Here is a 26,592-nt window from a genome sequence, read left to right as displayed (position 1 = left end):
CACTGCGAGCTGAGAACCTTTTCCGCGAGCGGGGCGTCTTGCCGGATGTGAACGAGGAGCAGTTGGTCCGCGCGGTGGCCCGTGGCGACCGCGCGGCCTTCGAGGAGCTCTACCGCCGCACGTCGCCGTGGCTGGCCGTGCGCCTGCGCCGCCGGTGCGCCGACGAGCAGGTCGTGGCCGAGGTCATGCAGGAGACCTACCTGGCGGTGTGGCGGGCGGCGGGGTCGTTCGCGGGCGCGGCGGTCGACGGCACGGCGGTCGGCTGGCTGTGGACGATCGCGGCACGGCGGCTGGTCGACGCGTTCCGAAGGCGGGCGCACCAGGCCCGGCCGCTGCCGTTGGCCGGCACCGCGCCCGCCGCCGAGGACGAGGTGCTGGCCGGCGCGTTGAGCGACGACATCGGCGGCGCGTTGCGCGACCTCGCGCCGGAGCTGCGGCAGGTGTTGCAGGCGATGGTGCTGGACGGGCTGACCGTGCGCGAGACCGCGGTGCTGCTCGGGGTGCCCGAGGGCACCGTCAAGACCCGCGCCCGGCGGGCCCGGATCGCGATGCGGGAGGCACTGTCATGACCGAGCACCACCCGAGCGCCGACTCCATCGCCCGGTACGCGGGCGGCGACGACCTGCCCGCCGACGTGCTGTGGGCGGTCGAGGCGCACCTGGAGACGTGCGAGACGTGCCGGCTGCGCCTGGCCGACGTGGCTCCGCCGCAGGTCACGGCGTTGACGGCAGCCGTGTGGGCTGAGCTGGAGCCGACCGGCACACCGGTCGGCCGACGGCACCGGCTCGCGCGGTGGGCCACCCCGTCGTTGCTGCCGTGGCTGGCCATGACGGCGTTCGTGGTGCTGGCGGCGCTGTCGCTGGACGGGCTGCTGCCCGCGCACTCCGCGTCGTCCGGGGTGCTGCTGATCGCGCCGATCGTGCCCGTGCTCGGCGTGGCCGCGGCGTGGTCGAGGGGGATGGACCCGGCTTACGAACTGGTCGTGTCCACGCCTCGGGCCGGGCTGCAACTGGTGTTGCGCCGCACGGTCGCGGTGCTCGTGGCCGTGCTGCCCGCGTTGCTGGCCGGCGGTTGGCTGGCCGGCGCGTCGCCCGCGTACTGGCTGCTGCCGTGCCTCGGCGTCACCGCGGTGACCCTCGCGCTCGGCGGCGTGATCGGGATGCGCCGGGCGGGCCTCGTCGCCGCGTTCGCGTGGGCGGTGTTGGTGGTCGGCCCGGCGGTGGTCGTCGGCGGTGTGCCCGGTGTGCTCGCGCCGGGTGCGGCGCCGGTGTGGGCGGCGGTGCTCGTCGGGGGCGCCGCCGCCGTGTACTTCAGGTCCGCGGCCTACGCGCGGCTGTGATGGAAGGAGGGCTCGTGGCACGTGCGGTGAGCGCGGCGGAAGTCGCGCCGACGGGGTACGCCTGGCAGGTCGAGGCGAGGGGGCTGCGCGTGCGCGCGGGCCGGACGATGGCGGTGGACGGGCTCGACCTGCGGCTCGGCCGCGGCGTGCACGGGCTGCTCGGGCCGAACGGCGCGGGCAAGACCACGCTGATCCGGTCGCTGGCGACCGTGCTGCGGCCCGTGTCGGGGACGTTGGAGGTGTTGGGCACGCCCGTGTCCGGGCGGCTGGACCTGCGGGGCGTGCGCCGCGCGCTCGGCTACCTGCCGCAGGACTTCGGCTACTACAAGCGGTTCACGGTGCGCGAGTTCGTCGAGTACGTGGCGTGGCTCAAGGAGATGCCCAAGCGGGACGTCCCCGGCGCGGTGCAGCGGGCCGTGGAACGGGTCGGGCTGGCCGACCGCGCCGACGACCGGCTGAAGGCGCTGTCCGGCGGCATGGTGCGGCGGGCGGGCATCGCGCAGGCGATCGTGAACGACCCCGAGGTGCTGCTGCTCGACGAGCCGACCGCCGGGCTGGACCCCGGTCAGCGGGTCAGGTTCCGGGAGTTGTTGCAGGAGTTGGGTTCCGACTCGTGCGTGGTCGTGTCGACGCACCTCGTCGAGGACGTCGCGGCGGCGTGCACGGACGTGGTGCTGGTCTCCGGCGGCAAGCTGGTCTTCCAGGGCACGCCCGCCGAACTGGCGGCGGCAGGCGGACCGGACGACGTCGGCGACAGCCCCATCGAGCGCGGCTACTCGGCGCTGCTGGGCGGTGCGTGGTGAGGATCCTCGGGATCGAGTTGAGGCGCACCACGGCGTTGGTGCTCGGCGCGCTGGTCGCGGTCGTCATGGTGGGGCTGCTGTACTGGGGGCCGTCGACCAAGGCCAGCACGGCGTGGACGCGGCAGTGGACGACGTTGGCCGAGTGGGTCAGGTTCATGCTGGCGCTCTCGTGGCCGTTGACGCTCGGCGCGGGCGCGGTGCAGGGCTTGCGGGACCGGCGGTCGGGGGTGGAGGAGCTGTTCGGCTCCACGCCGCGGCCGCGGGCGCAGCGGGTCGGGTGGACGCTCGGCGCGTTGGCGGTCGGGCTCGTCGCGGCGTACGCGGTGGTGTTCGTGGTCGGCGCGGTGCAGGTGGCGTCGGCGACTGACTACTTCCACTGGGGCTGGCTGCCGTCCGCCCTGGTCGGGGCGTTGGCGCTGGTCGGCGTCGGGTGGGTGGGCATGGGGCTGGGCCGGCTGCTGCCGTCGCCGTTGACGCCGCCCGTGCTGGCGGTCGCCGCGTTCGCGGTGACGTCGTCTGGGTTCGGCGGGCCGGGTGCGGGTCTGCCGTGGGCCGGGCTGCTGCCGTCACTGCCGTCGCCGACGTCGGTGTTCACGGCAGTCGACGGTGCGGTGAACGCGGTGCAGGCGGTGTGGTTCGCGGGGGTGGCGCTGACCGGGTTCCTGCTGGTGGCGTTGCTGCGGCGGCGGTGGTTGGGCGTGCTGCCGGTGCTGGTCGCGGCCGCCGTCGCGGTGCCGCTGCTGCCCGCCACGGCCGAGGAGGCCGTGACACCCGATCCGGTGGCCGCTGAACTGGTGTGCGCGGAGCGGCTGTGCCTGACGCGGGCGCACGAGCACGAGCGCGCGGCGTTGACGGTGCCCGCGCGGGAGGTGCTGCGGTTGCTGGCGAAGCTGCCGTCACCGCCCACGTCGGTGCGGGAGGTGGCGTCGGCGCAGCGGGGCGAGCAGGACATGCGCCTCCCGGAGCCGACCGACGCGGTGTGGGTGGACCTGGACGAGTTCACGTACTTCCGCCGCACGCCGCCCACACCGGCGCAGGTGGCGACGTACTGGCTGGCCGGCGCCGGGACGCGGACGTGCTACGGCAACCACATCCCGCGGACCCTGACCCGCGAGGTGGCGGCCCGGACCGTGATGACGGCGTGGCTGACCGGCCGGCTGGAACCGCTGCCCGTGTACCGGGAGTGGCTGGGCCAGGAGACCGACGCGCTGGCGGCCGAGGCGTGGGCGCACCTGCGGACCCTGCCGGAGACCGTGCAGGGCGCTCGGGTCCAGGCGGCGCGCGAGGTGCAGGCGGCCTGCTCCGGCGACGCCCTGACCACCCTCACCGGCGGCACCACGTGACGGGCTTCAGCCGCGAACGGCACCACGTGACGGGCTTCGCACTCGAACGGCACCACGTGACGCGCTTCGCAGAGGTACCCGCCAGGGGACCCCTGATTTCATTTTACCGGCGGGGTCTGACAATTCCGGGGCTCCGCCCGGCCTCACCGGCGCTCTCGCGAGGAGGCACGACGTGACGAGGTGGTTGCTGCTCCACGCCCGCTCGCGCCGGATCCCCGTCACGGCGGCGGCGATCACCGCCGGGGTCGGCGCGCTCGCCGCGCTCGCCCAGCGGGACGGCGACCCGCGCCTCGCCGCGTTCGCCGCGGCCGTCGGGGTCGCCGCCGTCGCGACCGGCCTCGGCGGGCACGACCTGGCGCTCGACCGCACGGCCGCGTTCGGCTGGCCGCCGCGCCGGGCCGCGCACCTGCTGCTCGGCGGCACGTTCGTCGCCGCGCTGCTGCTCGCGGTCGGCCTGGTCGCCGACCCGATCGCCACCGACGCGTTCGTGCTCCGCGACGTGGTGGGCCTCGGCGGCCTGGTGGCGCTGGGCGCGCTGCTGTTCGGCCCGCGCACCGCCTGGGCGCTGCCGGTCGGCTGGACCGGCGTCACGCTCGTCGTCCCGACCGCCGACGACCACTGGCTCAGCCGCCTGCTGACGTGGCCGGTGCAGCCGACCACCACCACCTCGGCCACCGTCACCGCGGTCGTGCTCGGCTGCACCGGCCTGCTCGCCTACAGCTGGTTCGGCTGCCGCCGCTAGACAGCCGCCGGACAACCGATCCCAGCCGTCCCGATCCGGTTACCAGACCGTCTCCAAGAACGCAGGCGGGCGAGGCGCGATCTCCGCGGTGCGCCCGGTCAGCACGTTCACCGCGCCACCGTCAGCCGATCCCTCGGCAGCAGGCGGCCGTCCTGTCGGGTGTACGCCTGACACCCGTCCCGTCCAAGCGCCGGCTAGCGTGACGAACACGGGCCAGGCGCACTGGATCGTGGAGGGGCGGCACGGTGTGCCGCCCCCAAACCCCTAGACCCCGATCGGGTGCCAGACCGTCTTCATCTCCAGGAACGCCCGCAGCCGGGCCAGGTCCGGCTCGCGGGTGAAGTCCTCCGACGGCCGCGCACGCAGCACGCGCTTCACCGTCCCCGCCGCCGCCCGCTCCAGGTCCGCCCGCGTCGACTCCGGCGCACCCGTCAGGTCCAACGCGTTCACGTCCGCGTGTGACGCCAGCCAAGGCGCGATCTCCGCCGTGCGCCCGGTCAGCACGTTCACCACACCGCCGGGCAGGTCGGACGTCGCCAGCACCTCCGACAACGTCACCGCGGGCAACGGCCGGTCCTGCGACGTCACGACCACCGCCGTGTTGCCGGTCGCGATCACCGGCGCCACCACGCTGATCAACCCGAGCAGCGACGACTGCTGCGGCGCGAGCACCGCCACCACACCCGTCGGCTCCGGCACGGAGAACGAGAAGTACGGCCCGGCCACCGGGTTCGACGCGCCGAGCACCGTGGCGACCTTGTCGGTCCACCCCGCGTACCAGACCCACCGGTCGATCGCCGCGTCCACCAGCGACTGCGCCTTCTTGACCGTGACGCCCTCGCAGGCGGCGACCTCGGCGATGAACTGCTCCCGCCGGCCCTCCAGCACCTCGGCCACCCGGAACAGCACCTGCCCGCGGTTGTACGCCGTCGCGCCCGACCAGCCGGCGAACGCCTTGCGCGCAGCCCCGACCGCGTCCCGGGCGTCCTTGCGCGAACCCTGCGCCGCGTTGGCCAGGAACGCGCCCTTAGCGTCGACCACCGGGTACGACCGGCCGGACTCCGACCGGGGGAACGCGCCGCCGATGTAGAGCTTGTACGTCTTCGCGACGGCGATCCGGTTCTCAGACATCGAGGTACGCCTCCAGCCCGGTGCGGCCGCCCTCGCGGCCGAAGCCCGACTCCTGGTAGCCGCCGAACGGGGCGGTCGGGTCGAAGCGGTTGAACGTGTTGGCCCACACCACGCCGGCGCGCATCTTCTGCGCCGCCCACAGGATGCGCGACCCCTTCTCGGTCCAGATGCCCGCCGACAGCCCGTAGGGCGTGTTGTTCGCCTTGGCCACGGCCTCGTCCGGCGTGCGGAACGTCAGCACCGACAGCACCGGGCCGAAGATCTCCTCGCGCGCGATCCGCATCGCCTGCGACACGTTCGAGAACACCGTCGGCGCGAAGTAGAAACCCTTGTCCGGCAACGGGCACGCGGACGTCCACCGCTGCGCGCCCTCGGCGTCGCCGGTCTCGACCAGCTGCTGGATCTTCGTCAGCTGCTCGCGCGAGTTGATCGCGCCGACGTCGGTGTTCTTGTCCAACGGGTCGCCGACGCGCAGCGTGGACACGCGGACGCGCAGCTTCTCCAGCAGCTCGTCGGCCACCGACTCCTGCACCAGCAGCCGCGAACCCGCGCAGCACACGTGACCCTGGTTGAAGAAGATGCCGTTGACGATGCCCTCGACGGCCTGGTCCAGCGGCGCGTCGTCGAACACGATGTTCGCCGCCTTGCCGCCCAGTTCGAGGCTGAGCCTGCGGCCGGTGCCGGCCAGCTGCCGCTGGATGATCTTGCCGACCTCGGTCGACCCGGTGAACGCGACCTTGTCGACGTCCGGGTGCGACACGACGGCCGCGCCGACGTCACCCGCTCCGGCGAGGATGTTCACCACACCGGGTGGCAGGTCGGCCTGCTGGATGATCTCCGCCAGCACCAGCGCGCTCAGCGGCGTCGTCTCGGCGGGCTTGATCACCACCGTGTTGCCGGTGGCCAGCGCGGGCGCGATCTTCCACGCCGCCATCATCAGCGGGAAGTTCCACGGGATGACCTGGCCGGCCACGCCGAGCGGGCGCGGGTCGGGGCCGTGGCCCGCGTAGGCGAGCTTGTCCGCCCAGCCCGCGTGGTAGAAGAAGTGCGCGGCGGCCGTCGGCACGTCCACGTCACGTGATTCCTTGATGGGCTTGCCGTTGTCCAACGACTCCAGCACCGCCAGCTCCCGCGACCGCTCCTGGATCAGGCGGGCGATGCGGAAGATGTACTTGGCGCGCTCGGAGCCGGGCATCTTGCCCCACACCCGGTCGTAGGCGCGGCGTGCGGCCTTCACGGCCTTGTCGACGTCGGCCGGCGCGGCCGTGGAGACCTCGGCCAGCACCTCTTCCGTGCCGGGGTTGACGGTCTTGAGCGGCTCACCGGCGCCCTCGACGAACTGGCCGTCGATGAACATCCGGTAGTTCGGCTTGAGGTTCGCGATGTCCCGTGATTCGGGCGCGGGCGCGTATTCCCACATGTCAGTCCACCGTCACGTAATCGGGGCCGCTGTAGTGGCCGGCCAACTGGGTGCGCCGCTGCATCAGCAGGTCGTTGAGCAGCGTGGAGGCACCGAAGCGGAACAGGGTCGGGGTCAGCCACTCCGGTCCCGCGACTTCGTGCACCGCGACCAGGTACTTGATCGCGTCCTTGGTCGTGCGGATGCCGCCGGCGGGCTTCACGCCTCTGAGTTCGCCCGTCTGGGTGTGCCAGTCACGGACGGCTTGCAGCATCACGTGCGTGACGGGCAGCGTCGCCGCGGGGGACACCTTGCCGGTGGACGTCTTGATGAAGTCGCCGCCCGCGAGCAGGCCGAGCCAGGACGCGCGGCGCACGTTGTCGTAGGTCGCGAGCTCGCCGGTCTCCAGGATCACCTTGAGGTACGCGTCCCCGCAGGCGTGCTTGACCTGCACGATCTCGTCGAACACCTGGCCGTACCGGCCGGACAGGAACGCGCCCCGGTCGATCACCATGTCGATCTCGGTGGCGCCCGCGTCGACGGCGTAGGCGGTGTCCTCCAGCTTCACCTTCAGGCTCGACCGGCCGGACGGGAACGCGGTCGCGACGCTGGCGATGTCGATCCCGGTGCCCCGGAGCTCCTGGACGGCCGTCTCCACCATGTCCGGGTACACGCAGACGGCGGCGACCTTCGGCACGTCCGGGTTGTCCGGGTCGGGCCGCCGCGCCTTCGCCGCGAGCGACCGCACCTTGCCGGGGGTGTCGGCGCCTTCCAGCGTGGTCAGGTCGACCATGCCGATGGCGGTGTCGATGGCCCACAGCTTGCTGGCCTTCTTGATGCTGCGGGTGCCCAGACCGGCCGCGCGCTGTTCGACGCCGACCTGGTCCACACCGGGCAGTCCGTGCAGGAACCGGCGCAGCGACGCGTCGTCGCGGACGGCGTCCGCGAGCGCCGGGGGCAGCGACGGCGTTGTCGATGGAGCAGCCATGGCGCCGAGTCTAGGCGGAATGGGACGGCCGTCCTAAGTGAGCGACTTCGGGCAGGTCAGCCCACGTGAAGCGGCTTCGTGACCTCGTCCTCCACGGCCCACTCGCGCCGGTTGAGGGGTTTGGTCACCTCGGCCGCCGGGGCCAGTTCGGGCGCGTGCTGGGTGGCCGTGCCGGTGCGCTTCAGCTTCTGCCACGGCAGCCGCGCGCCGGCCAGGGCGGTGATCACCGACTGGATCACCACGAGGTACATCAGCTGCCGGTAGACGACGGGTTGCAGGACGACCGCCCACAGCGGCCGCAGGCTCTCGCGGTCCAGCCGGAACGCGATCACCGCGGGCACGAGTTGCAGCACCAGGAACCCCAGCCACGCCGCCGCGCCGCGCACCGGGTCCGTGAACAGGCTGAGCACCGCGAACACGTCGATCACCGGCGCCAGCACCGGCAGCACGATTTGGTACAGCGCCAGGTACGGCAGCCCGCGCCTGCCCAGCCGGCCGCCCAGCCCGCGCTCGCGCACCGCGCCCCGGTGCTTCCACATCGCCTGCAACGTCCCGTAGCACCACCGGTAGCGCTGGCGCCACAGCTGGCCCAACGTCGAGGGCGCCTCCGTCCACGCCCGGGCCGTCTCCTGGTACGTCACGGCCCAGCCGGCGCGCTCCAACGCCATCGTCAGGTCGGTGTCCTCGGCCAACGTGTCCTCCGGCACCCCGCCCACCTGCCGCAACGCGCTGAGCCGGAACCCGCCGACCGCGCCCGGCACGGTCGGCATGCACTCCATCACGTCGTACATCCGTCGGTCGAGGTTGAAGCCGATCACGTACTCGATGTGCTGCCACCGCCCGAGCAGCCCGCCCCGGTTGCCGACCTTCGCGTTGCCCGACACCGCGCCGACGTCGGGATCGGCGAACGGCTGCACCAGCTCGTCCACGGTGTCCGGCTCCAGCACCGTGTCACCGTCCACCATCACCACCAGCTCGGTCCGGCAGTGCCGCAGGGCGGTGTTCAACGCCGCCGCCTTGCCCGCGTTCGCCTGCCGGATCAACGTCACCCCGGGCAGGTCCAACGCCCGCACGACCTCACTGGTGCGGTCCGTGGAACCGTCGTCCACCACGATCACCCGCACGTCGGCCGTGCTCGCGAGGATCGTGCGCAGGGTCGCCTCGATCCCCGCTTCCTCGTTGTACGCGGGCACCAGCACCGTCACCGGTTGCCGGGGCAGCCGCCGCGCGTGCCGCCCGACGTTGCGCGCCCGCCGCGCGTGGATGCCGGTCGTGCCCAGCAACAACAGCGCCCGCAGCAACGCCAGCACGCTCGACACCACGACCAGCCACGTCATCAACGAGGTCGTCGCCGCGGCGGCGCGCACGGCCAGCGACACCGCCGTGCCCTCCGCCCGCTCGACGAAGCTCGCCGACCGGGCGATCGGCACGCCCAACGCGTCACTCGCCGTGCGGAACTGGCGCCCCTCCGCGCGCAGCTTCGGGATCACCTGCTCCAACGCCGCCACGGTCTGCGACCGGTCACCGCCGCCGTCGTGCGCCAGCACCACCGCGCCGCGCTCGTCCGACGGCATGGCGGCGACGATCGCGTCCACGCCGGGGTTGCGCCAGTCCTCCGTGTCGTGGGTCGACAGCAGCACGAGGTGCCCCGTGCCGACCATGCGCTCGACGGCGGCCAGGTCCTCGTCGTCCAGCGAGTCGGGGCTCGCGGAGTACGGCGGGCGCACGAGCGTGCTCGCCCGACCGGTCGCGGCGGCCACCACGAGCTGCGTCTGCCCCAGCTCCAACGCCGTGCGCGCCTCGCCGATCGTGCCGAGGTCGACGTGCGTGAACGTGTGCAGCCCCACCTCGTGGCCCTCGTCGGCCATCCGCTCGACCAGGTCCGGGTAGCGGGCCGCGGCGACACCGGTGACGAAGAACGTCGCCTTGACGTCGTTGCGCCGCAACACGTCCAGCACCTGCGGCGTCCAGCGCGGGTCCGGTCCGTCGTCGAACGTCAGCACCACCGCGCCGTTCGGCACCGAACGCGACGTCAGCGCGGTGCCGTCGGTGCCGATCAGCGGGCCGCCCGTGCGCACGGACTCCGGCACGTGGTCCGCCGGTCCGGCCGTCGGGGCTTCGCCCTGGCCGACCCGCTGCACCACCAGCAGGTCCAGCAGCAGGAACCCCAGCAGCACCACCAGCGACAAGGCCAACAACAGCCAGTGCGCACGCGGTGACGGCAGGTGTGCGCGCATCAGCCCCTGCCGGCGGACGTGGGCCGGTTCGACGCGCCCGGTGGTGGTTCGGTGCGACGACCCTGCGTCCGCGTCGTCGTGGTCGTCGTCGGTTCCACCACCGTCGTGGTGGTGGTCGTCGCGCGTTCGACGGCGGTCCTGGTGGTGGTCGGCGCGGGCGGTTCGGCGGTGGTCGGCGCGGCGGTCGTCGTGGCGATCACCACCGCCGGCTCCTCCTCGGGCACGGGGAGCAGCGAGGACGGGTTCACCGGGCCGCCCGCCAACGCGATGGCGAGCAGCGTCAAGTAGGCGAGCACGCACGTCACGGCAGCGCCGATGACGACGCGCAGGACCCACCGGCGGCGGCCGGACGGGTCGACGAACACTGGGCTGGTCATTCGCGGCTTCGCAAGAGGGGGCGGTCGGCGGGGACGCCGAAGGGTAACGCCCTCCGCAGCCCGCGACTAGCCCTCCAGCTCGTCGTGCGCGCGACCCTTGAGCTTCTTCTTTTTCGGCCGCTTCACCTCGACCGCGCCCATCATCGCGAACCCGGTGATCTTCACGACCGGCCCGCCTGGGATCGTCGGCGCGCCCTTGTGCGTGGCGTCCTCGAACGCGCCCATGAAGCCGATGCCCGACACCTGCACGGTGACGTCCTCCGGCACGATGATCTCCACGCCGCCCATGAACGCGTAGGCGTTGATCGTCACCTCGCCCTGCGCGAAGCGGGCCCGGGTCATGTCCAGCTCGACACCGCCCATGACCGCCACCGCCGTGTGCGTCGGCGGCACGACCCAGTCGCCGCGACGTTCCACACCCGACCAGAACGCGAACGAGACCGTGGTGCCGGGCGTGCCGCCGATGCGCGACGCGGGGGCGTTGTGCGGCAGCGGCACGGGCATCACGGAAGGCGCGGGCACGCCGAGGTCGGCGGTCAGCGGCACCAGCTCGCCGTAGGTCTTGGCCGCGTACACCGCCGCCAGGCGTTCGTCCAGCTCGTGCAGGTCCAGCCGGCCCTCGCCGTGCGCCTGCTGGAGCACCTGGGCGACCTTCTCGCGGTCGGCGTCCGAGGCACGCATCTGACGGGGGTCCGGCACCAACTCGTCGCTCACCCGGGTGAGTCTAGGAGGGCCGTCGGTCGTTTGGTCAGTTTCCCGTCGCGACGAGGACCAGCTTGCCGGATTCCGGTTCGAGGTAGGCCGACGCGTGCCAGCGCTCGCTGCCGAACGCGGCGTCCAGCGCCTCCCCGGTCAGGAAGGGCCCGCCCGGCACGTCGGCGCGCACACCGTCCACCACGTCCGGCTCCTCGCCCTCGTCGGTCGGCGCGTAGGTCGACACGATCCGCTGGGCGTCCACCGGCTGCAGCGTGACGACGGCGTCGATCCAGTAGGTGGACGGTCCCGGCACGTCGGCGCGACCGTACGTGCCGGACATCCAGCGCGCCCCGGCCGGCGTGCCCAGCACGGGGAAGCGGGAGAGGAGCGGGTCGAGTTCGGTCCTCAACTCGCCGGACCCGGCCTTCGCCGCGTGCTCCGCCCGCGCCTGGCACCCGACCAGCGCCAGGGCGGCCACGACGAGGAGGGCTACGACACGGTTCATCGGGTGCGCTCCTCGCGTGACTGCGCCGACGAGCCCGGCGGCCTGGGCTCCTGCCGGGCAAGCGTAGGTGCTCGCGACCGGGTCAGGTGGGTTGACGCACCGGCAGGCCGGCGGCGCGGTAGACGTCGTCCACGACCCGCAGCGTGGCCACCGCGTCGTCCGCCGTCGTCGGGAACGGCTTGCCGTGCAGCACGGCGTCGGCGAACGCCTCCAACTGGTACTCGTACGACGGCCGCCGGTCGAACCGCTCGACCCGGCGGTGGCCGTTCAGCTTGACCGCGAGCCGGTGCCCGAACTGCGGCGCGAAGGGGTTGAACACCCGCACCTCACCGTTGGCGCCCAACACCTTCGCCGAGATCCTCAGCAACGACCGCGACCACATCGACGTCACCACGGTCCCGGTGTGCCCGGCGGGGAACTTCAGCTCCGCCCGCATCGCCCGGTCGACGCCGTCGCCCTTCAGCAACGCCCGCGCCGACTTCACCTCCGGCTCGCCACCCAGGTACCGCACCAAGTTCACCGCGTAACACCCGGCGTCCATCAACGCCCCACCGGCCAACTCCAGCGAGTACCGGATGTCACCGAACCGTGGCAACGGGAAGCACAGCCGTGCCTCCACGTGCCGCAATTCGCCCAACTCCGCGACCACTTCCGCCAACCTCGACGCCAACGGGTGATAGCGGTAGTGGAACGCCTCCATCACGACCAGCCCACTGCCCCTCGCGGCCTCCGCCACTGCGGCGGCCTCGTCCGCGTTCGCCGCGAACGGCTTCTCGCACAGCACGTGCTTCCCCGCCGCCAACGCGGCCAACGTCCACTTCCCGTGCAACCCGTTGGGCAGGGGGACGTACACGGCATCCACGTTCGGGTCGTCCAGCAACTCCTCGTACGTCCCGTGCACGCGGGGGATCCCGAACCGGTCGGCGAACTTCCGCGCCCGCGCGCCGTCCCGTGCCGCCACCGCCGACACCTCGACCGCCGCCACGTCCCGCGCCGGCCGAACCACCGCCGCCGGCACGATCCGCGCCGCCCCCAGCACCCCGATCCGCACGTGGTCGGCCATGTCAGGACGTTACCCCCGGAGGCGCCTCGCCAACCCCGGGCAACCTGATCCCGGTGGTGATCAGCTGCTGATCGGCTCGGCCGACGCCGCTCCGGACCCACTGGCGGGCGCGGGCGGCTTCGCGTCGGGCATCGGCCGGGCGTACCACATACTGTTCGACCATGGACGTCCTCGTTGTCGATCACCCACTGGCCAGGGCGCGGCTGACCACCATGCGCGACGCCCGCACGGACAACGCGGCGTTCCGCGCCGCGCTGCACGAGCTGACCGTGATGCTCGTGTACGAGGCCACGCGCGACCTGCCCGTGGCCGAGGAGCGCGTGCACACGCCCGTCGCCCGCACCACCGGCTACCGCCTGGCGAACCCGCCGCTGCTGGTGCCCGTCCTCCGCGCCGGCCTGGGCATGGCCGACCAGGCGCACAAGCTGATCCCGGACGCCCAGATGGGCTTCGTGGGCTTGGCGCGTGACGAGGAAACCCTCCAGCCGACCCCGTACATGGAGTCGCTGCCGGACTCGCTGGCCGGCCGTCCCGTCTTCGTGCTGGACCCGATGCTCGCCACGGGCGGCTCCATGGCCTACACGATCCGCCTGCTGACCGACCGCGGCGCCACCGACGTGACCGCGATCTGCGCCCTGGCCGCCCCCGAGGGCATCAAGCACCTCGAAGACTCGGCCCACCCGATCCGCCTGATCACCGCGAGCATCGACGAACGCCTGAACGACTCGGGCTTCATCGTCCCGGGCCTGGGCGACGCCGGCGACCGCCAATACGGCGCCGTCCACTAAAACCCTTGCGCGTGTCGAACACTCAGAACGCGCGTGTCCTACGTTAACGCGCGTGTCCTACGTTCGGAACGCGCGTGTCCTACGTTCGCGTACCCCGAGTTCAACGCTCAGAACAAGATCGACTGTTCTGAGCGTTGAACTCGCCTGTTCTGAACGTAGGACACGCCCGACCTGAAGGTAGGACACGCCCGACCTGAACGTAGGACACGCGCGACGTGAAGGTTCGACACGCGGGTTAGGGGGTTAGGGCGGTGGAGTGGTTGGTGGCCCAGGTGGTGAGGGTGCGGCCGGGGTGGGCGGTGACGGTGGTGAAGTCGGGGGTGACGGAGGCCGGTTCCTCGGCGTGCTGGGCCATGTAGCCCAGCAGGTACTCGGCGACGTCGTAGGGCAAGCCCTCGTCGCGGATCAGGGTGGCGCGGGCCTGGCCGTAGGTCAGGCGTTCGAACGCGATCGGACGGCCCAGGCCGCGGCCGATGGCGGCGGCCTGTTCGACGTGCGTCAGAGCCTCCGGCCCGCTCAACGTGTACGCCTTGCCGGCGTGCCCGTCACGCAGCAGCGCGTGCACCGCCACCTCCGCCACGTCGTCCTCGTGCACCGGCGCGCCCACCGACTCCGGGAACGGCGCCCGCACCACGTCCTCCTCCCTGATCGTCCGCGCCCAGATCAGCTTGTTCGCCATGAACTCGCCCGGCCGCACGTGCGTCCACGCCACCCCGGACGCCTCGATCACCCGCTCCACGTCGTGGTGCAGCTCGTAGCTCCCCGGCCGCTTCACGGTCACCGCGCTGCTCGACAGGAACACCACCCGCCGCAGGTCCGCCGCCTGCTCCAGGAACGCCCGGGCGTGCCCCGCCGCGTCGTCCGACTCGATCGCCGCCAGCAGGAACACCGCCGTCACGCCCGCCAACGGCAGCTCGCCCGGCCGCGTCAGATCACCTCCCACCACCTCCACACCCGCGGGCACCACGGCCCGAGCCGGGTTGCGCGTCAACGCCTTCACCGGCACGCCCGCCGCCGCCAACTGCCGAACGACCGCGCTGCCGATGGTTCCGGTAGCCCCGGTGACCAGGATCGTCACAAGCCCTCCCCAGACAGGTATTCAAACTTGAACAGCGCCGAAGCTAGCGCGATCACCACCCACCTCGCACATGCAAAACTTTGCAGCGGACGCGAGAGAACTTCGCGTTACCGGATTCGGCCGAACGGCCGTAGAGGTGGTCTAGACCTCATCACTACCGTGGTCCAGACCACACACCGCAGCCCGCGAGGAGAAGCATGTCGAGCAGGAGATGGGTGCTCCCAGCCCTCCTGGCCACCGCGATGGCCGTGTCGCCGGCGACGCCGGCCGCTGCCCACGACGGGCACGGCGGGCACGGAAAGGCCGAGCGCGTCGTCGGGTACTACACCCAGTGGAGCGGCTACGACCGCAACTTCCTGGTGCGCGACCTCGTCGCCAACGGCACCGCACCGCGGCTCACCCACCTCAACTACGCCTTCGGCTTCCTCGACGAGACGGGCAAGTGCGTCAGCGCCGACCCGTGGGCGGACTACCAGCGGCCCTTCAGCGCCGAGCAGAGCGTCGACGGCACGGCGGACGTCGCGGGCCAGCCGCTGTCCGGCAACCTCAACCAGCTCAAGCAGCTCAAGGCGAAGCACCCGAAGCTCCGGATCAACATCTCGCTCGGCGGCTGGACCGGCTCCAAGTACTTCTCCAACGCCGCCCTCACCCCGGAGTCACGCGCCGCGCACGTGGCCTCGTGCCTCGACCTGTGGCTCAAGGGCAACCTGCCCGGCGCCACGCCCGGTGCGGCGGCCGGCGTGTTCGACGGCGTCGACCTCGACTGGGAGTGGCCGTCGTCCGAAGCCGCGCCCGGCAACGTCGTGCGGCCCGAGGACAAGCAGAACTTCACCGCGCTGCTCGTGGAGTACCGCAAGCAGCTGGGCAAGCTGACCTGGCGCACGGGCAAGCGCTACGACCTCACCGCGTTCCTGCCCGCCAACCCCGCCCAGGTCGACCGCGGCTTCGAGGTGAACAGGGTCTTCGACCTGCTGACGTTCGCCACGATCCAGGGCTACGACTACCACGGCGCGTGGGAGCCGCTGACGAACCAGCAGTCCGCGCTCCGCACGCCCGCGGCCGACCCGACCGCGCCGCCGTTCAGCTCGCAGGTCGCGATCGACCACTACCTGCGCAACGGCGCGCCGAAGAGCAAGGTCGTGATGGGCGTGCCGTTCTACAGCCGCGGCTGGACCGGCGTCCGCGACGAGAACGACGGCCTGTTCCAGCCCGCCACCGGACCCGCGCCCGCGACCTACGAGGCCGGGTACGAGGACTACCGGATCCTCAAGGCCCGACTGGCCGACTTCACCGTGCACCGGGATGCCAAGGCCGGGCACGCGTGGCTGTTCGACGGCACCACGTTCTGGACCTGGGACGACCCGGTCGAGCTGAAGCGCAAGGGGCGCTACGTGGCCGAACGGCGCCTTGGCGGCGCGATGATCTGGTCGCTCGACGGCGACACCGCCGACGGCGAGCTGATCAAGGCGCTCACCAGCGGACTGTCCTAGTCGGACGGTCCACGGGGTCCGGGGAGGTTTCGCGGCGGCCACCTCCCCGGGCCCCACCTTCACGCGACGTGCACCCGCACCACGATCAGGCGCGCCACCCGTCCGCGTGCGCACGCAGGGCGCGCTCGTAGACGGGAGCGATCTCGACGCCCGGCGGCAGGTTGCCGTTGAGCTCCAGGCTCACCAGGCCGTGCACCATGCCCCACATCGCCAACGCGATCCGCTCGGGCGGCTCCTGCGTGAACGCGCCCGACTCCACCGCGCGCCCGACGTCCCGCACGACCGGCAGGAACGTCTGCACGGCCGCCTCCTTCGTCTCGTCGGACGGCTCGAAGTTGGGCACGACCTTGCTGAACATCACCAGGTAGAACTGCGGGTCGGCCAACGCGCTCGCCCGGTACGCCAAGCCGATCTGGACCAGATCCTCCACCGGGTCGTCGGTCTGCGGCACGCTCGCGATGCGTTCACCGAATCGGCGGAACGCCTCCTCGTACACGGCGTTCAGCAGCGCCGGTTTGCCGCCGAACAGCGAGTACACGGCCGTGGTGGAGGTGTTGACATCCGCCGCGAGCCTGCGCAAGCTCAGAGCGCCGGGGCCTTCGGTGGACAGCAGTTCGCCCGCCCGCTCGAGCAGTCGGCCGCGGAGCGCATCGTCGTGTGTCTTCGGTCGTGGCACCGGGGCATCGTATCGCAACACTGTTATAATTCGCGGTCTGGCCATCGTGGTATCAAGTTGGTACCGTCATTCTCCATGGCGATGACTCTGCGTCTGAGCGACGAGGAGAACCGGCGGCTCGACGAACTCGCCGCAGCCGAGGGCCGTTCGAAGCAGGAGGTCGTGCGCTTGGCGTTGGCCGAGCGGTGGGCCAGATTGCAGAAGGAGGAGCAGCTGTCCGAGGTCCTCGGACGCGTGCTCCCCAAGTACCGGGGCCTGCTCGACCGCCTCGGTTCCGCCTGATCCACGCCGACCCGGATTGCGGGTTCCCGTACTGAGGGCGCCCGACCGACTACTCGCTGCCCACATCGACACACCTTCGGGTGGTCGACCCCTCACGCCCTCGCCGTTCGAACACATGTTCGATACGATCGATCCATGCAGCTCAACCGGCGCGGCATCGGTCGTTCACCCATATACCTGTGTGAACGTCCACGGCGGCCCGAAGCGCACCGGTATGGTGCGCCGTTGAAGATCGGGCTGCGTCCAGGTTGCGCTTCGGTGCACAACGCGGCCGACAACATCCTCGCCGCCGGCTGGGCGGGGAGGCGATACGGACCTGAGGGGGTGGGTAGTGGCGCCAGAGACGTCCCGGATGCGGCGTGGCCGCGCCGGAGTCCCCGCCCCTCAGGACAGGGAGCGCGTCAAGCAGTGGTCAACTACCTCGACGCCGGCGACTTGCTCGTGCTGGCGACCGCCGTCACCGGCGGGGATCTGGTCGTGCGCGACTTAGGTCTCCTCGACTCCGCAGCCCACCGCCCCAGGGCCACAGTGCTGGGGGTCGAGGCGTACGACACGCTCTGGCTCAAAGCTTCCGCGCTGCTCGATTCCATCGTCCGCACGCGCCCGTTGGCCGAGGGCAACTGGCGGCTGGGCTGGGTCGCCGCCGTGACGTTGTGCGACATCAACGGCTGGTGGATCGACGCCGAGGAGGACGAAGCCCTCGACCTGGTGCGCGCGCTCGGCCGGGAGCAGATCGACGTGGGCGGCATGGCCGCCCACCTGGAGGCATGGGGAATGCCCAAGGACGACTGAACGACCGGCGCCCACGTCGCCGGATACCGCGAATCGGGTTGACCTGGAGTGCACTCCAGCTCCTACGGTCGACACCGTGACTTACTCGATCGCTCAAGCGGCCGAGCGCAGTGGGTTGTCGATCGACACCCTGCGCTACTACGAACGGATCGGCCTGGTCGACCCGCCCGCCCGGGACTCCGGCGGGCGGCGCAGCTACAGCGACGACGACCTCGGCTGGCTGGTCTTCCTGACCCGGCTGCGCACCACCGGCATGCCCATTCGCATGATGCGCGAGTACGCGCAGCTCAGGCACCGCGGCGCGGCCACCGCCGGCCGCCGCAAGCAGATGCTGTTCGAGCACCGGGCGTCGGTCCGCGAGCGCATCGCCGAGCTCCAGTCGTGCCTGGAAGTGCTCGAGTACAAGATCACGCACTACGAGCAGATCGAGCACACGTTCATCGAAGGGGTCACCGCGTGAGGTCGTTGGGGCAACTCCAGGTCGGCGATCAGGGCCTGGGCTGCATGGGCATGAGCCAGTCCTACGGCGCCGGGGACGAGGTCGAGTCCGTCGCCACCATCCACCGGGCGATCGAACTCGGCGTCACGCTCCTCGACACCGCGGACGTCTACGGCGCGGGCGCGAACGAGGAGCTGGTCGGCCGGGCCGTCAAGGGCCGCCGGGACGAGGTCGTGCTCGCGACCAAGTTCGGGCTCGCCGACCCGGACCGCAGGCCGCGCGGTGACGCCGCGTACGTCGGGCAGGCCGTCGACGCGTCGTTGCGCCGCCTGGGCGTGGACCACATCGACCTGTACTACCAGCACCGGGTCGACCCGGACGTGCCGATCGAGGAGACCGTCGGCGCGATGGCCGAGCTGGTCGCCGCGGGGAAGGTCCGCCACCTGGGCCTGTCCGAGGCGAGCGCCGCGACGATCCGCCGGGCGCACGCCGTGCACCCGATCAGCGCGCTGCAGAGCGAGTGGTCGCTGTGGACGCGTGACGTCGAGGCCGAGATCGCGCCGACGTGCCGTGAGCTGGGCATCGGCATCGTGCCGTTCTCGCCGCTCGGCCGCGGTTTCCTCACCGGCCGCGTCACGTCCGTCGCCGACCTGGCCGAGGACGACATGCGCCGCGGCCTGCCCCGGTTCGCCGAGGAGAACTTCGCCCGCAACACGGCCATCGTGGACGCGCTGCGCGCGCTGGCCGCCGAACGCGGCGTCACGGCCGGTCAACTCGCGCTGGCCTGGGTACACCACCAGGGCGAGCACGTCGTCCCCATCCCGGGCACCAAGCGGGTGAGGTACCTGGAGGAGAACGCCGCCGCCGCCGACCTGGAACTGAGCGCCGAGGAGCTCCGCGCCATCGAGGACGCCGCACCCGCCGTCGCGGGCGACCGGTACCCGCCGGAGTTCCTGGAACTGTCGAACAAGTGACCGCAGGAGGACGACCGTGGAGAACCGCCGGTTGGGCGCGCTCGAGGTGAGCGCGCAGGGTTTGGGCTGCATGGGGATGAGCGACTTCTACGGCCCCGGTGACGAGGCCGAGTCCACCGCCACCATCCACCGCGCCCTGGACCTCGGCGTCACGTTCCTCGACACGGCCGACATGTACGGGCCGTTCACCAACGAGGAGCTGGTGGGCCGGGCGATCGCGGGCCGCCGTGACGAGGTCGTGCTGGCGACGAAGTTCGCCATCGTCCGCGAGCCCGGGCTGCCGCGGTCCGAGTGGGGCCTGCGCGGCGACCCGGAGTACGTCAGGCAGGCCGCCGACGCGTCGCTGCGGCGCCTGGGCGTGGACCACATCGACCTGTACTACCAGCACCGCGTCGACCCGAAGGTGCCGATCGAGGAGACCGTCGGCGCGATGGCCGAGCTGGTCGAGCAGGGCAAGGTCCGGCACATCGGCCTGTCCGAGGCGGGTGCGGAGACGATCCGGCGCGCGCACGCCGTGCACCCGGTCGCGGCCGTGCAGACCGAGTGGTCGCTGTGGTCGCGCGACATCGAGGCCGAGGTCGTGCCGACGTGCCGTGAGCTGGGCATCGGCGTCGTGGCGTACTCGCCGCTCGGCCGCGGCTTCCTCACCGGCAAGTACACGTCGAAGGAGGACTTCGCGCCCGGCGACTTCCGGCTGGCCGGCCAGCCGCGGTTCGCCGAGGGGAACTTCGACCGCAACCTCGCGCTGGTCGAGTCGCTGCGCGAGGTGGCACGGGAGCAGGACGTGACGCCGGCTCAGATCGCGCTGGCGTGGGTCCACCACCAGGGCGCGGTGCCGATCCCGGGCACCAAGCGGGTGAAGTACGTGGAGGAGAACGCCGCCGCCGCGGACCTCCGCCTGACCGAGGCGCAGTTGGCCCGGATCGCCGCCGCCGTGCCGCCGGACGCGGTCGCCGGCACCCGCTACCCGACCGAGGTGATGCCCTCGTTGGGCCGCTAGTGCCGCGGCGCTAGGGCATCAACGTGGCCGCGACGGTGGCGCCCAGTTCGCGGCACCGCTGCCTGGCGTCACCGTCCGGCGCGCCCGTCAGGCTCAACGTCTCCACCACGGCCCGCCACTTCAGGCCTGCCGTGATGTCCCGCAGCGCCTTCACCGCGCCCTCCGTGCCCAGGTTGCCGTGCACGTACGCCCCGAACGGCCGACCTCGCGTGGCGTCCAGGCACGGGTAGTAGATCGTGTCGAAGAAGTGCTTCAACGCGCCGCTGATGTAGCCGATGTTGGCGGGCGTGCCGAGCAGGTAGCCGTCGGCCGCCAGCACGTCGGACGCGGTGGCGGACAGCGCGGGCCGCCGGACCACCTCGACGTCCTCGATCTCCGGGTCGGTCGCGCCCTCCACCACCGCCTCGAACAGCTCCTGCATGGCGGGCGACGGCGTGTGGTGGACGATCAACAGGCGGGGCACGCGGCCCAGGTTGCCGCGAGCGGCGCGGGACGGCAACCGCTCGCTAGCATGGCCTCAACCCCACTGATGGATGGCTCGCGGGAACCCGCGGGGCCGTCGCACGTCCTCAGTAGTAGTGAGCGGGAGGGAGTCATGGAAACTCGCAGCATCGCCACGATGAAGCGGAACCGGCGGATCACCTGGGGCGCGGGGGTGGGGATCGGGGTCGGGTTGATCGGCCTGCCGCTGGTCTTCATCGCACTGTGGCCGGGGGTCGACCACAGCCCGTGGGACGTCAACACGATGATCCTCGCGACCGGCGTCGCGCTCTGCACGGTCAGCTACATCTCCGGCCGCATCTCGGTGGCCGCCGTCACGCAGCACCGGTCACGTCCGGTGAGCCCGCCGACCAGGCGTCCTTACCTGGTGGCGGGTGGTGCGCTCGTCGTCGCCGTGCTGTGCCTGCTGATCGCCCTGGCCTCGTGAGCCTCGTGACCTGCGAGTCGTGACCGTTCAGTCCGCGAGCAGCTCGGACACCTGAGCCCGCAGCTCGGCCAACCGGTCCCGGGCGCGCACGCGGGCGGCCGGCAGGTCGTCGGACACCGGTTCGACGACCTCCAGGTACGCCTTGAGCTTCGGCTCGGTGCCGGACGGCCGCACGACCACCCGCACGCCCTCGCGGGTCAGCCTGACCACGTCGGCCTCGGGCAGCAGGTCCTCGAACGCGAAACCCTCCGGCGGCCGGCCGCGCAACCGGGCCATCAACGCCCCGATCCGGCTCAGGTCGGTGAACCGCAGCGACACCTGGTCGGTCAGGTGCAGGCCGTGGTCGACGGCGAGCTGGTCCAGCGCGTCCAGCAGGGTGCGGCCGGCCGCCTTCAACCCGGCCGCCAGGTCGCACGCCACCACGGCCGCCGAGATGCCGTCCTTGTCGTTCACGTGCGAGGGGTCGACGCAGTTGCCCAACGCCTCCTCGTACGCGAACACCAGGCCGTCGCCCGCGCGCACCAGCCACTTGAACCCGGTCAACGTCTCCGCGTAACGCGCGCCGTGCGCCTGCGCGATCGACTTCAGCAACGAGGACGACACGATCGTCGTGGCGACCAACGGATCAGGGCTCTCCACAGTGGACAGCACCATCGATCCGAGGAGCACACCGGTCTCGTCGCCGCGCAGCATCCGCCACGACCCGTCCCGCTCGCGCACGCCCAGCGCGCACCGGTCGGCGTCCGGGTCGAGGGCGATGGCCAGGTCGGCTTCCTCCGCCGCCGCCAGCGCCAGCAACCGGTCCGCCGCGCCCGGCTCCTCCGGGTTCGGGAACGCCACGGTCGGGAACCCCGGGTCCGGCACGGCCTGCTCGCGCACCACCCGCACGTCGGTGAACCCGGCCCGCCGCAACGCCTCCACCGCCGTGGCGCCGCCGACGCCGTGCATCGGCGTCAACACCACCCGCAGGTCACGGGCCGTGCCGCGGGGCAGTGACGCGACCCGTTCCAGGTACTCGTCCACCTCGGCGTCCGACACCGGCAGGTAGTCGTCCGACAACGGCACCGACACGGCCGCGGGCACGCCCCGGATCGCCGCCTCGATCTCGCGGTCCTCCGGCGGCACGATCTGCCCGCCGCCCGCCAGGTACAGCTTGTAGCCGTTGTCCGCGGGCGGGTTGTGCGACGCGGTGATCTGCACGCCCGCCACCGCGTCGTGCCGCTTGACCAGGAACGCCAGCACCGGCGTCGGCAACGGCCCCGGCAGCACCCGCACGGTGAACCCCGCGCCCGCCAGCACACCGGCCGCGGCCGCGGCGAAGTCCTCCGACCCGTGCCGCGCGTCCCGGCCGACGAACACCGTGCCGACGTGCCCGTGCGCCTTGAGCCACGCGGCGAGGCCCGCCGTGGTGCGGATGACCACGGCCCGGTTCATCCCGTTCGGCCCGGCCCGCACGGGACCGCGCAGCCCCGCCGTGCCGAACGTCAGCGGGCCCGCCATCCGGTCGGCGACCTCGTCGGCCGCGGCGGCGTCACCGCCCATCGCCCGCGCCACGACGGTCTGCAGTTCCAGGCGCGTCGCCGGGTCGGGGTCGTCGGCGATCCAGCGGAACGCGGCGTCGCGCAGGGCCGGGGCGAGGGTCATGCCCGGGTCACCAGCTCGCGCAGCAGCGCGCCCATCCGGCTCGCCGCCGCCTGGCCCGCCTCCAGCACCTCTTCGTGGTTGAGCGGCTCGCCGGTGATGCCCGCGGCCAGGTTCGTCACCAGGGACAGGCCGAACACCTCCACGCCCTCCGCGCGGGCCGCGATGGCCTCCAGCACGGTGGACATGCCGACCAGGTCCGCGCCCATCGTGCGCAGCATCCGGATCTCGGCGGGCGTCTCGAAGTGCGGCCCCGGCAGGCCCGCGTAGACGCCGTCCTCCAACGACGGGTCGATCTCCCGGGCGAGGTCGCGCAGCCGCGGCGAGTAGAGGTCGGTGAGGTCCACGAACCGCGCCCCGACCAGCGGTGACGACGCGGTCAGGTTCAGGTGGTCGCTGATCAGCACCGGCTGGCCGACCGTCATGCCCTGCCGCAGGCCGCCCGCCGCGTTCGTCAGCACGACCGTGCCGACACCGGACGCCGCGGCCGTGCGCACGCCGTGCACGACCTTGGCCACGCCCTTGCCCTCGTACCCGTGCGTCCGGCCCAGCATGACCAGCACGTTCTTGTCGCCGACGCGCACCGACCGCACCGTGCCGCCGTGGCCGACGGCGGTGGGCGCCTCGAACCCGGGCAGCTCGCCCATGGGCACCTCGGCGGTGGGCTCGCCGATGAGGTCGGCGGCGGGACGCCACCCCGACCCGAGGACGACGGCGATGTCGTGCCTGTCCACCCCGGTCCGCTCGGCCAACGCCTTGGCCGCGTCGGTGGCCAGGGCCTCAGGGGTGGTCTTCTCATCGATACCGGTCACGCCGCGAGCCTAATCGCCGCCTGACGCCGTTGCCCGCAGTGCCGTGGTGACGGCTCGCCGCAGCCGGTCTGGGCGCTGCTGAACCCGAGACCGGGATTCGCCGGAACGGTTGGTCGAAATTCCGCCGGCACGGGCATTTCCGCCTCCCTACGGTCGATTCCTGTGAATGTCCATTCTGTCGCCGAAACCGCGAACGCCACCCCGTTGCGCGGGTCCGCGGTGTGGTTCATGTCGCTCGCGGCCGCGCTCGGGACGTCGACGACCTACCCGTTGCAGCCCGCGATCGCGGACGTCGCCGAGTCGCTGGGCTCGTCGATCGCCGCGGTCGGACTCGCGCTCGCGTGCGGGCCGGTCGGCTACGTGGTCGGACTGGGCCTGCTCGTCCCGCTGGTCGACCGCTTCTCCCCGAGACGGGTGCTCGCGGCTCAGTTCGGGGTCCTGGCGGTCGCGTTGGCGTTGAGCGCAGCGGTGGGCAATGTGCCGGTGCTGGGATCGGTGATCGGCGTGATCGGCGCCTGCTCGGCGGTGGGCGCGGGCCTCAGTTCGGTAGCCGGGCGGCTCGCCGCGGCACGGCGACGCGCGACGGTCCTGGGCATCGTGACCGCCGGGATCTCGGCCGGCATCCTGGCCGGCCGGATCGCGGGCGGGTGGCTCGCCGACCAGCTCGGCTGGCGCGGCATGGTCCTCGTGTTCGCCGCCGCCTGCGCGGTGGTCGCGCTGTGCTCGCTGTCGGTGCTCCCGGCCGCGCGGGGCGGCGTCGAGCACGGCTACCTGGCCACCCTGCGCTCACTTCCCGGACTGTTCGCCCGGCACGCACCGCTCCGGCTCGCGGCACTGCGCGGCGCCCTCTGGTTCTTCGGGTTCTGCGCCCTGTGGTCCGGGCTCGCGGCAGCCCTCTCGGCGCCACCGCACTCGTACTCGGCCGAGCGGATCGGCCTGTACGCGCTGGCCGGCCTCTCGGGTGTCCTCGCGACGCGGGTCGCCGGCGCCTGGACCGACCGGGTGGGCGCTCGGCGCGTCGTCCTGGTGGGCTTGGCCTTGGCGGGCGCCGCCGCGGTGGTCATCGGCTTCACGCTCGCGAACACCGTCGTGACCGTGGTCTGCCTGGCCCTCTTCGACGCCGGCCTCTTCGCCGCCCAGGTCGCGAACCAGAGCACCGTGCTCGCCCTCGACCCTTCGGCTCCGGCGCGGTTCAACAGCGCGTACATGCTGGTGTACTTCGTGGGCGGCAGCCTCGGCACCGCGTTCGGCGCGACGGCGGTCGAGTGGTTCGGCTGGCCGACCACCGCCGTGATCACGACGGCGGTCATCGGAGCGGCGGCCACGATCACCGTCACCGCGCGATCCGCCGACGTCCGCTAGTCGTTCACCCTGAAGGTCGGCGCGATCGTGTCGAACAGCCTGCTCCGCCCCGTCTCCTCCTGCTCCGTCGGCACCACGACCTCCACCACCCACAGGTCGTTGCCCCGCGGCAGGACGCGGGAGTAGCGGCTGCGGCGCAGGTCGGGGCCGGGCGAGGCGGTGCCGCGGGCCAGTGGGGTGGCGCGTTCGACGGTCCGGTAGCTGTACTGGACGCCCGACTCCTTCCCACCCGGCGGCAGGACGTCGGTCCCCTCCACCACCTCGCCGAAGTACTGGTCCTCCGCCCACCTCGACCGCACCAGCTGCAGGTAGTCCTTGATCGTGTTCCGCTCGTAGTAGTCCGGGAACCGCTGCACCGTCACCTCGTACCACCCGTTCGGCGAGACCAGGTGGACCGCCGTGCTCGGGCCGAGCCCGTTGTTCACCCGCTGCTCCAGGAAGCTGGTCCAGTCCGGCCCCACCTCGATGGTGAACTCGGCGCCCTGCTCGCCGTTCGCCGTCGCGGCCGACGCCGTGGTCGGCAGCAGCGACGGCGTCTCGGTGATCGCGGGCGGCGACGGGGCGTCCTGGGTGGGTGGGGGCAGGAGGGACGCGCCCGCGACCGTCCTGGTCAGGGCGAAGCCGGACACGCTGCCGATCGCGAACAGCACCGCCGCCGACAGCGCCACCAGCACCGTCAACCCCGGCCGACGGGTCAGCTCGCGCGTCGGCGCGTCCGCCGCCATGAACGGCAACGGGCCGGGATCGGCGGCCAACGGCGTGTCCGGCGGTATCGGCGGCTTGGCCGGCGCCGGCCGCACGATCTCCACCACCGGCCGGGCGGCCGTCGACGCCGGGAACACGTCCGTGCCCAGCTCGGGCAGCAACGGCCGGACCAGCCGCCGCACCTCCGCCAACGGCATCCGCTCGTCCGGCGCCTTCACCATCAGCCCCGCGACCACGGCCTCCAACGCACCGCAGGCCGCCGCCGACGGCACGTCGCCGTGCACCACCTCGTTGATCGTCCGCAGCACGTTCGTGCCCTCGTACGGCTGCTGCCCGGTCATCGCGGCGAACAGCGTCGCGCCCAACGACCACTGGTCCGCCGCGAACGACACCGCACCGCCCGCCGCCACCTCGGGCGCGATGAACGCGGGCGTGCCCAGCATGATGCCGCGGCTGGTCAGGGTGGCCTCGGCGACGTTGCGGGCGATGCCGAAGTCGGTGAGCTTCACCCGGCCGTCGTCGGCCACGAGCACGTTGCCCGGCTTCACGTCCCGGTGCGTGATCCCGGCCCGGTGCGCGGCCTCCAGCGCGGCGGCCACCGCGTCCGCCACCACCGCGCCCTGCACGTCGGTCAACGGCCCCCGCTGCCGCACCACCTCCGCCAGCGACGACGACGGCACCAGCTCCATCACCACGTACGGGTCGCCGTCGACCTGCACCACGTCGTACAGCGTGACCAGGTTCGGGTGCGCGAGCGCCGCCGCCGACCGGGCCTCGCGCAACGTGCGCTCCCGCAGCACCTCGGCCTCGTCGTCGGGCGCGCCGGCCGGCCGCAGGATCTCCTTCACCGCCACGTCCCGGCGCAGGACCTCGTCGTGCGCGGCCCAGACGGTGCCCATCGAGCCACGCCCCAGGACGTGCCGCAGGCGGTAGCGGCCGGCGATCAGTCGCTCGGATTCCACTCGGCCATCATTCACCAGCGTGGAAGACTGGCCTCTGCAT

General features: G+C 72.4%; 28 protein-coding genes. 14 read left to right on the top strand and 14 right to left on the bottom strand.

What is annotated here, in order from left to right:
- Positions 1 to 38 precede the first annotated feature (38 nt).
- From ADK67_RS25110 to ADK67_RS25090, 5 genes are all read left to right on the top strand, one after another.
- Positions 39 to 569, top strand: coding sequence for an RNA polymerase sigma factor (locus ADK67_RS25110; RefSeq protein ID WP_053718949.1), 531 nt, complete (start codon positions 39 to 41; stop codon positions 567 to 569).
- Positions 566 to 1,339, top strand: a complete 774-nt coding sequence (locus ADK67_RS25105; RefSeq protein WP_053718948.1) for a hypothetical protein — start codon at positions 566 to 568, stop codon at positions 1,337 to 1,339. The genes ADK67_RS25110 and ADK67_RS25105 overlap by 4 nt, the downstream gene beginning before the upstream one ends.
- Complete coding sequence (locus ADK67_RS25100; RefSeq protein ID WP_053718947.1) at positions 1,339 to 2,142, top strand: ABC transporter ATP-binding protein; 804 nt, start codon at positions 1,339 to 1,341, stop codon at positions 2,140 to 2,142. Before ADK67_RS25105 ends, ADK67_RS25100 begins: the two co-directional genes overlap by 1 nt.
- A complete protein-coding gene (locus ADK67_RS51160) occupies positions 2,139 to 3,485 on the top strand; it encodes a hypothetical protein (RefSeq protein WP_157620813.1) in 1,347 nt (448 codons plus the stop codon). Before ADK67_RS25100 ends, ADK67_RS51160 begins: the two co-directional genes overlap by 4 nt.
- Before the next feature lie 172 nt (positions 3,486 to 3,657).
- The gene (locus ADK67_RS25090; protein ID WP_053718945.1) at positions 3,658 to 4,227 is read left to right on the top strand and encodes a hypothetical protein; all 570 of its coding nucleotides are present in this window, start codon (positions 3,658 to 3,660) and stop codon (positions 4,225 to 4,227) included.
- Positions 4,228 to 4,491: 264 nt separating this feature from the next.
- On the opposite strand, the gene ADK67_RS25085 is transcribed toward ADK67_RS25090, so the two are convergent.
- The 8 genes from ADK67_RS25085 to ADK67_RS54750 all read right to left on the bottom strand — a co-directional run bounded on the left by ADK67_RS25085 (position 4,492) and on the right by ADK67_RS54750 (position 12,623).
- Positions 4,492 to 5,358 carry an aldehyde dehydrogenase family protein gene (locus ADK67_RS25085; RefSeq protein ID WP_053718944.1) on the bottom strand — a complete coding sequence of 289 codons (867 nt, stop codon included), beginning with the start codon at positions 5,356 to 5,358 and terminating at the stop codon, positions 4,492 to 4,494.
- Entirely contained in the window at positions 5,351 to 6,778 is a 1,428-nt protein-coding gene (locus tag ADK67_RS25080) for an aldehyde dehydrogenase family protein (RefSeq protein WP_053718943.1), read from the bottom strand. Before ADK67_RS25080 ends, ADK67_RS25085 begins: the two co-directional genes overlap by 8 nt.
- A 1-nt stretch (position 6,779) precedes the next feature.
- On the bottom strand, positions 6,780 to 7,745 hold the full coding sequence (deoC, locus tag ADK67_RS25075) for a deoxyribose-phosphate aldolase (RefSeq protein WP_053718942.1): 966 nt from the start codon (positions 7,743 to 7,745) through the stop codon (positions 6,780 to 6,782).
- A gap of 56 nt (positions 7,746 to 7,801) precedes the next feature.
- Positions 7,802 to 9,982, bottom strand: coding sequence for a bifunctional polysaccharide deacetylase/glycosyltransferase family 2 protein (locus ADK67_RS25070; RefSeq protein ID WP_063797717.1), 2,181 nt, complete (start codon positions 9,980 to 9,982; stop codon positions 7,802 to 7,804).
- Positions 9,982 to 10,359: a hypothetical protein gene (locus tag ADK67_RS25065; protein WP_157620812.1), complete on the bottom strand. Its 378-nt coding sequence runs from the start codon at positions 10,357 to 10,359 to the stop codon at positions 9,982 to 9,984. Before ADK67_RS25065 ends, ADK67_RS25070 begins: the two co-directional genes overlap by 1 nt.
- Positions 10,360 to 10,425: 66 nt before the next feature.
- Positions 10,426 to 11,073: a DUF1707 SHOCT-like domain-containing protein gene (locus tag ADK67_RS25060; RefSeq protein WP_053718940.1), complete on the bottom strand. Its 648-nt coding sequence runs from the start codon at positions 11,071 to 11,073 to the stop codon at positions 10,426 to 10,428.
- Between the two features lie 34 nt (positions 11,074 to 11,107).
- A complete protein-coding gene (locus ADK67_RS25055) occupies positions 11,108 to 11,560 on the bottom strand; it encodes a hypothetical protein (protein ID WP_053718939.1) in 453 nt (150 codons plus the stop codon).
- Positions 11,561 to 11,642: 82 nt separating this feature from the next.
- Complete coding sequence (locus tag ADK67_RS54750) at positions 11,643 to 12,623, bottom strand: Gfo/Idh/MocA family protein (RefSeq protein WP_053718938.1); 981 nt, start codon at positions 12,621 to 12,623, stop codon at positions 11,643 to 11,645.
- 161 nt (positions 12,624 to 12,784) lie between these two features.
- Here ADK67_RS54750 and upp point away from each other — a divergent pair, with 161 nt between their 5' ends.
- Positions 12,785 to 13,411, top strand: a complete 627-nt coding sequence (gene upp / locus ADK67_RS25045; protein ID WP_053718937.1) for a uracil phosphoribosyltransferase — start codon at positions 12,785 to 12,787, stop codon at positions 13,409 to 13,411.
- 235 nt (positions 13,412 to 13,646) lie between these two features.
- Here the strand turns inward: upp and ADK67_RS25040 are convergent, their stop codons facing one another.
- Positions 13,647 to 14,489, bottom strand: a complete 843-nt coding sequence (locus tag ADK67_RS25040) for an SDR family oxidoreductase (protein ID WP_053718936.1) — start codon at positions 14,487 to 14,489, stop codon at positions 13,647 to 13,649.
- Between the two features lie 197 nt (positions 14,490 to 14,686).
- On the opposite strand from ADK67_RS25040, the gene ADK67_RS25035 reads away from it, so the two are divergent.
- Positions 14,687 to 15,979 carry a glycoside hydrolase family 18 protein gene (locus ADK67_RS25035; RefSeq protein ID WP_053718935.1) on the top strand — a complete coding sequence of 431 codons (1,293 nt, stop codon included), beginning with the start codon at positions 14,687 to 14,689 and terminating at the stop codon, positions 15,977 to 15,979.
- Between the two features lie 85 nt (positions 15,980 to 16,064).
- Here ADK67_RS25035 and ADK67_RS25030 read toward each other — a convergent pair whose 3' ends face one another.
- Entirely contained in the window at positions 16,065 to 16,655 is a 591-nt protein-coding gene (locus ADK67_RS25030; RefSeq protein ID WP_053718934.1) for a TetR/AcrR family transcriptional regulator, read from the bottom strand.
- A gap of 75 nt (positions 16,656 to 16,730) precedes the next feature.
- Between ADK67_RS25030 and ADK67_RS25025 the strand changes: the two genes are divergently transcribed.
- From ADK67_RS25025 to ADK67_RS25005, 5 genes are all read left to right on the top strand, one after another.
- Positions 16,731 to 16,937, top strand: coding sequence for a type II toxin-antitoxin system VapB family antitoxin (locus ADK67_RS25025; protein ID WP_015105038.1), 207 nt, complete (start codon positions 16,731 to 16,733; stop codon positions 16,935 to 16,937).
- 408 nt (positions 16,938 to 17,345) lie between these two features.
- Positions 17,346 to 17,729 carry a type II toxin-antitoxin system death-on-curing family toxin gene (locus ADK67_RS25020; protein ID WP_053718933.1) on the top strand — a complete coding sequence of 128 codons (384 nt, stop codon included), beginning with the start codon at positions 17,346 to 17,348 and terminating at the stop codon, positions 17,727 to 17,729.
- 76 nt (positions 17,730 to 17,805) lie between these two features.
- Positions 17,806 to 18,189, top strand: a complete 384-nt coding sequence (locus tag ADK67_RS25015) for a MerR family transcriptional regulator (RefSeq protein WP_053718932.1) — start codon at positions 17,806 to 17,808, stop codon at positions 18,187 to 18,189.
- Between the two features lie 44 nt (positions 18,190 to 18,233).
- On the top strand, positions 18,234 to 19,142 hold the full coding sequence (locus tag ADK67_RS25010; RefSeq protein WP_053718980.1) for an aldo/keto reductase: 909 nt from the start codon (positions 18,234 to 18,236) through the stop codon (positions 19,140 to 19,142).
- A 70-nt stretch (positions 19,143 to 19,212) separates the two neighbouring features.
- A complete protein-coding gene (locus ADK67_RS25005) occupies positions 19,213 to 20,142 on the top strand; it encodes an aldo/keto reductase (protein WP_082403745.1) in 930 nt (309 codons plus the stop codon).
- A gap of 10 nt (positions 20,143 to 20,152) precedes the next feature.
- On the opposite strand, the gene ADK67_RS25000 is transcribed toward ADK67_RS25005, so the two are convergent.
- Positions 20,153 to 20,605, bottom strand: coding sequence for a flavodoxin family protein (locus ADK67_RS25000; RefSeq protein WP_053718979.1), 453 nt, complete (start codon positions 20,603 to 20,605; stop codon positions 20,153 to 20,155).
- A 132-nt stretch (positions 20,606 to 20,737) separates the two neighbouring features.
- Here ADK67_RS25000 and ADK67_RS24995 point away from each other — a divergent pair, with 132 nt between their 5' ends.
- Positions 20,738 to 21,070 (top strand): hypothetical protein, encoded by a 333-nt coding sequence (locus ADK67_RS24995; RefSeq protein WP_053718930.1) that lies wholly within the window; start codon positions 20,738 to 20,740, stop codon positions 21,068 to 21,070.
- Between the two features lie 27 nt (positions 21,071 to 21,097).
- Here ADK67_RS24995 and ADK67_RS24990 read toward each other — a convergent pair whose 3' ends face one another.
- Together ADK67_RS24990 and ADK67_RS24985 are read right to left on the bottom strand one after the other, a co-directional pair.
- Complete coding sequence (locus ADK67_RS24990; protein WP_053718929.1) at positions 21,098 to 22,714, bottom strand: phospho-sugar mutase; 1,617 nt, start codon at positions 22,712 to 22,714, stop codon at positions 21,098 to 21,100.
- Complete coding sequence (locus ADK67_RS24985; RefSeq protein WP_053718978.1) at positions 22,711 to 23,514, bottom strand: purine-nucleoside phosphorylase; 804 nt, start codon at positions 23,512 to 23,514, stop codon at positions 22,711 to 22,713. Before ADK67_RS24985 ends, ADK67_RS24990 begins: the two co-directional genes overlap by 4 nt.
- A 171-nt stretch (positions 23,515 to 23,685) precedes the next feature.
- Between ADK67_RS24985 and ADK67_RS24980 the strand changes: the two genes are divergently transcribed.
- Positions 23,686 to 24,885, top strand: a complete 1,200-nt coding sequence (locus ADK67_RS24980; protein ID WP_053718928.1) for an MFS transporter — start codon at positions 23,686 to 23,688, stop codon at positions 24,883 to 24,885.
- Here the strand turns inward: ADK67_RS24980 and ADK67_RS24975 are convergent.
- Positions 24,882 to 26,552 (bottom strand): serine/threonine-protein kinase, encoded by a 1,671-nt coding sequence (locus ADK67_RS24975; protein ID WP_053718927.1) that lies wholly within the window; start codon positions 26,550 to 26,552, stop codon positions 24,882 to 24,884. The genes ADK67_RS24980 and ADK67_RS24975 overlap by 4 nt on opposite strands.
- Positions 26,553 to 26,592 lie beyond the last annotated feature (40 nt).

The sequence above is a fragment of the Saccharothrix sp. NRRL B-16348 genome, assembly GCF_001280085.1.
Lineage (GTDB): Bacteria > Actinomycetota > Actinomycetes > Mycobacteriales > Pseudonocardiaceae > Actinosynnema.
Note: the sequence above shows the minus strand (reverse complement) of the source record. Positions and strands in the feature narration are given on the sequence as shown.

Excerpts from the sequence above, each read along its gene's own strand:
- ADK67_RS25105 (WP_053718948.1), top strand. The coding sequence starts at position 566 with ATGACCGAGCACCACCCGAGCGCCGACTCCATCGCCCGGTACGCGGGC.
- ADK67_RS25100 (WP_053718947.1), top strand. The coding sequence starts at position 1,339 with ATGGAAGGAGGGCTCGTGGCACGTGCGGTGAGCGCGGCGGAAGTCGCG.
- ADK67_RS25085 (WP_053718944.1), bottom strand. The coding sequence starts at position 5,358 with ATGTCTGAGAACCGGATCGCCGTCGCGAAGACGTACAAGCTCTACATC.
- ADK67_RS25080 (WP_053718943.1), bottom strand. The coding sequence starts at position 6,778 with ATGTGGGAATACGCGCCCGCGCCCGAATCACGGGACATCGCGAACCTC.
- deoC (WP_053718942.1), bottom strand. The coding sequence starts at position 7,745 with ATGGCTGCTCCATCGACAACGCCGTCGCTGCCCCCGGCGCTCGCGGAC.
- ADK67_RS25070 (WP_063797717.1), bottom strand. The coding sequence starts at position 9,982 with ATGCGCGCACACCTGCCGTCACCGCGTGCGCACTGGCTGTTGTTGGCC.
- ADK67_RS25065 (WP_157620812.1), bottom strand. The coding sequence starts at position 10,359 with ATGACCAGCCCAGTGTTCGTCGACCCGTCCGGCCGCCGCCGGTGGGTC.
- ADK67_RS25055 (WP_053718939.1), bottom strand. The coding sequence starts at position 11,560 with ATGAACCGTGTCGTAGCCCTCCTCGTCGTGGCCGCCCTGGCGCTGGTC.
- ADK67_RS54750 (WP_053718938.1), bottom strand. The coding sequence starts at position 12,623 with ATGGCCGACCACGTGCGGATCGGGGTGCTGGGGGCGGCGCGGATCGTG.
- upp (WP_053718937.1), top strand. The coding sequence starts at position 12,785 with ATGGACGTCCTCGTTGTCGATCACCCACTGGCCAGGGCGCGGCTGACC.
- ADK67_RS25035 (WP_053718935.1), top strand. The coding sequence starts at position 14,687 with ATGTCGAGCAGGAGATGGGTGCTCCCAGCCCTCCTGGCCACCGCGATG.
- ADK67_RS25025 (WP_015105038.1), top strand. The coding sequence starts at position 16,731 with ATGGCGATGACTCTGCGTCTGAGCGACGAGGAGAACCGGCGGCTCGAC.
- ADK67_RS25010 (WP_053718980.1), top strand. The coding sequence starts at position 18,234 with ATGGGCATGAGCCAGTCCTACGGCGCCGGGGACGAGGTCGAGTCCGTC.
- ADK67_RS25005 (WP_082403745.1), top strand. The coding sequence starts at position 19,213 with ATGGGGATGAGCGACTTCTACGGCCCCGGTGACGAGGCCGAGTCCACC.
- ADK67_RS24995 (WP_053718930.1), top strand. The coding sequence starts at position 20,738 with ATGGAAACTCGCAGCATCGCCACGATGAAGCGGAACCGGCGGATCACC.
- ADK67_RS24990 (WP_053718929.1), bottom strand. The coding sequence starts at position 22,714 with ATGACCCTCGCCCCGGCCCTGCGCGACGCCGCGTTCCGCTGGATCGCC.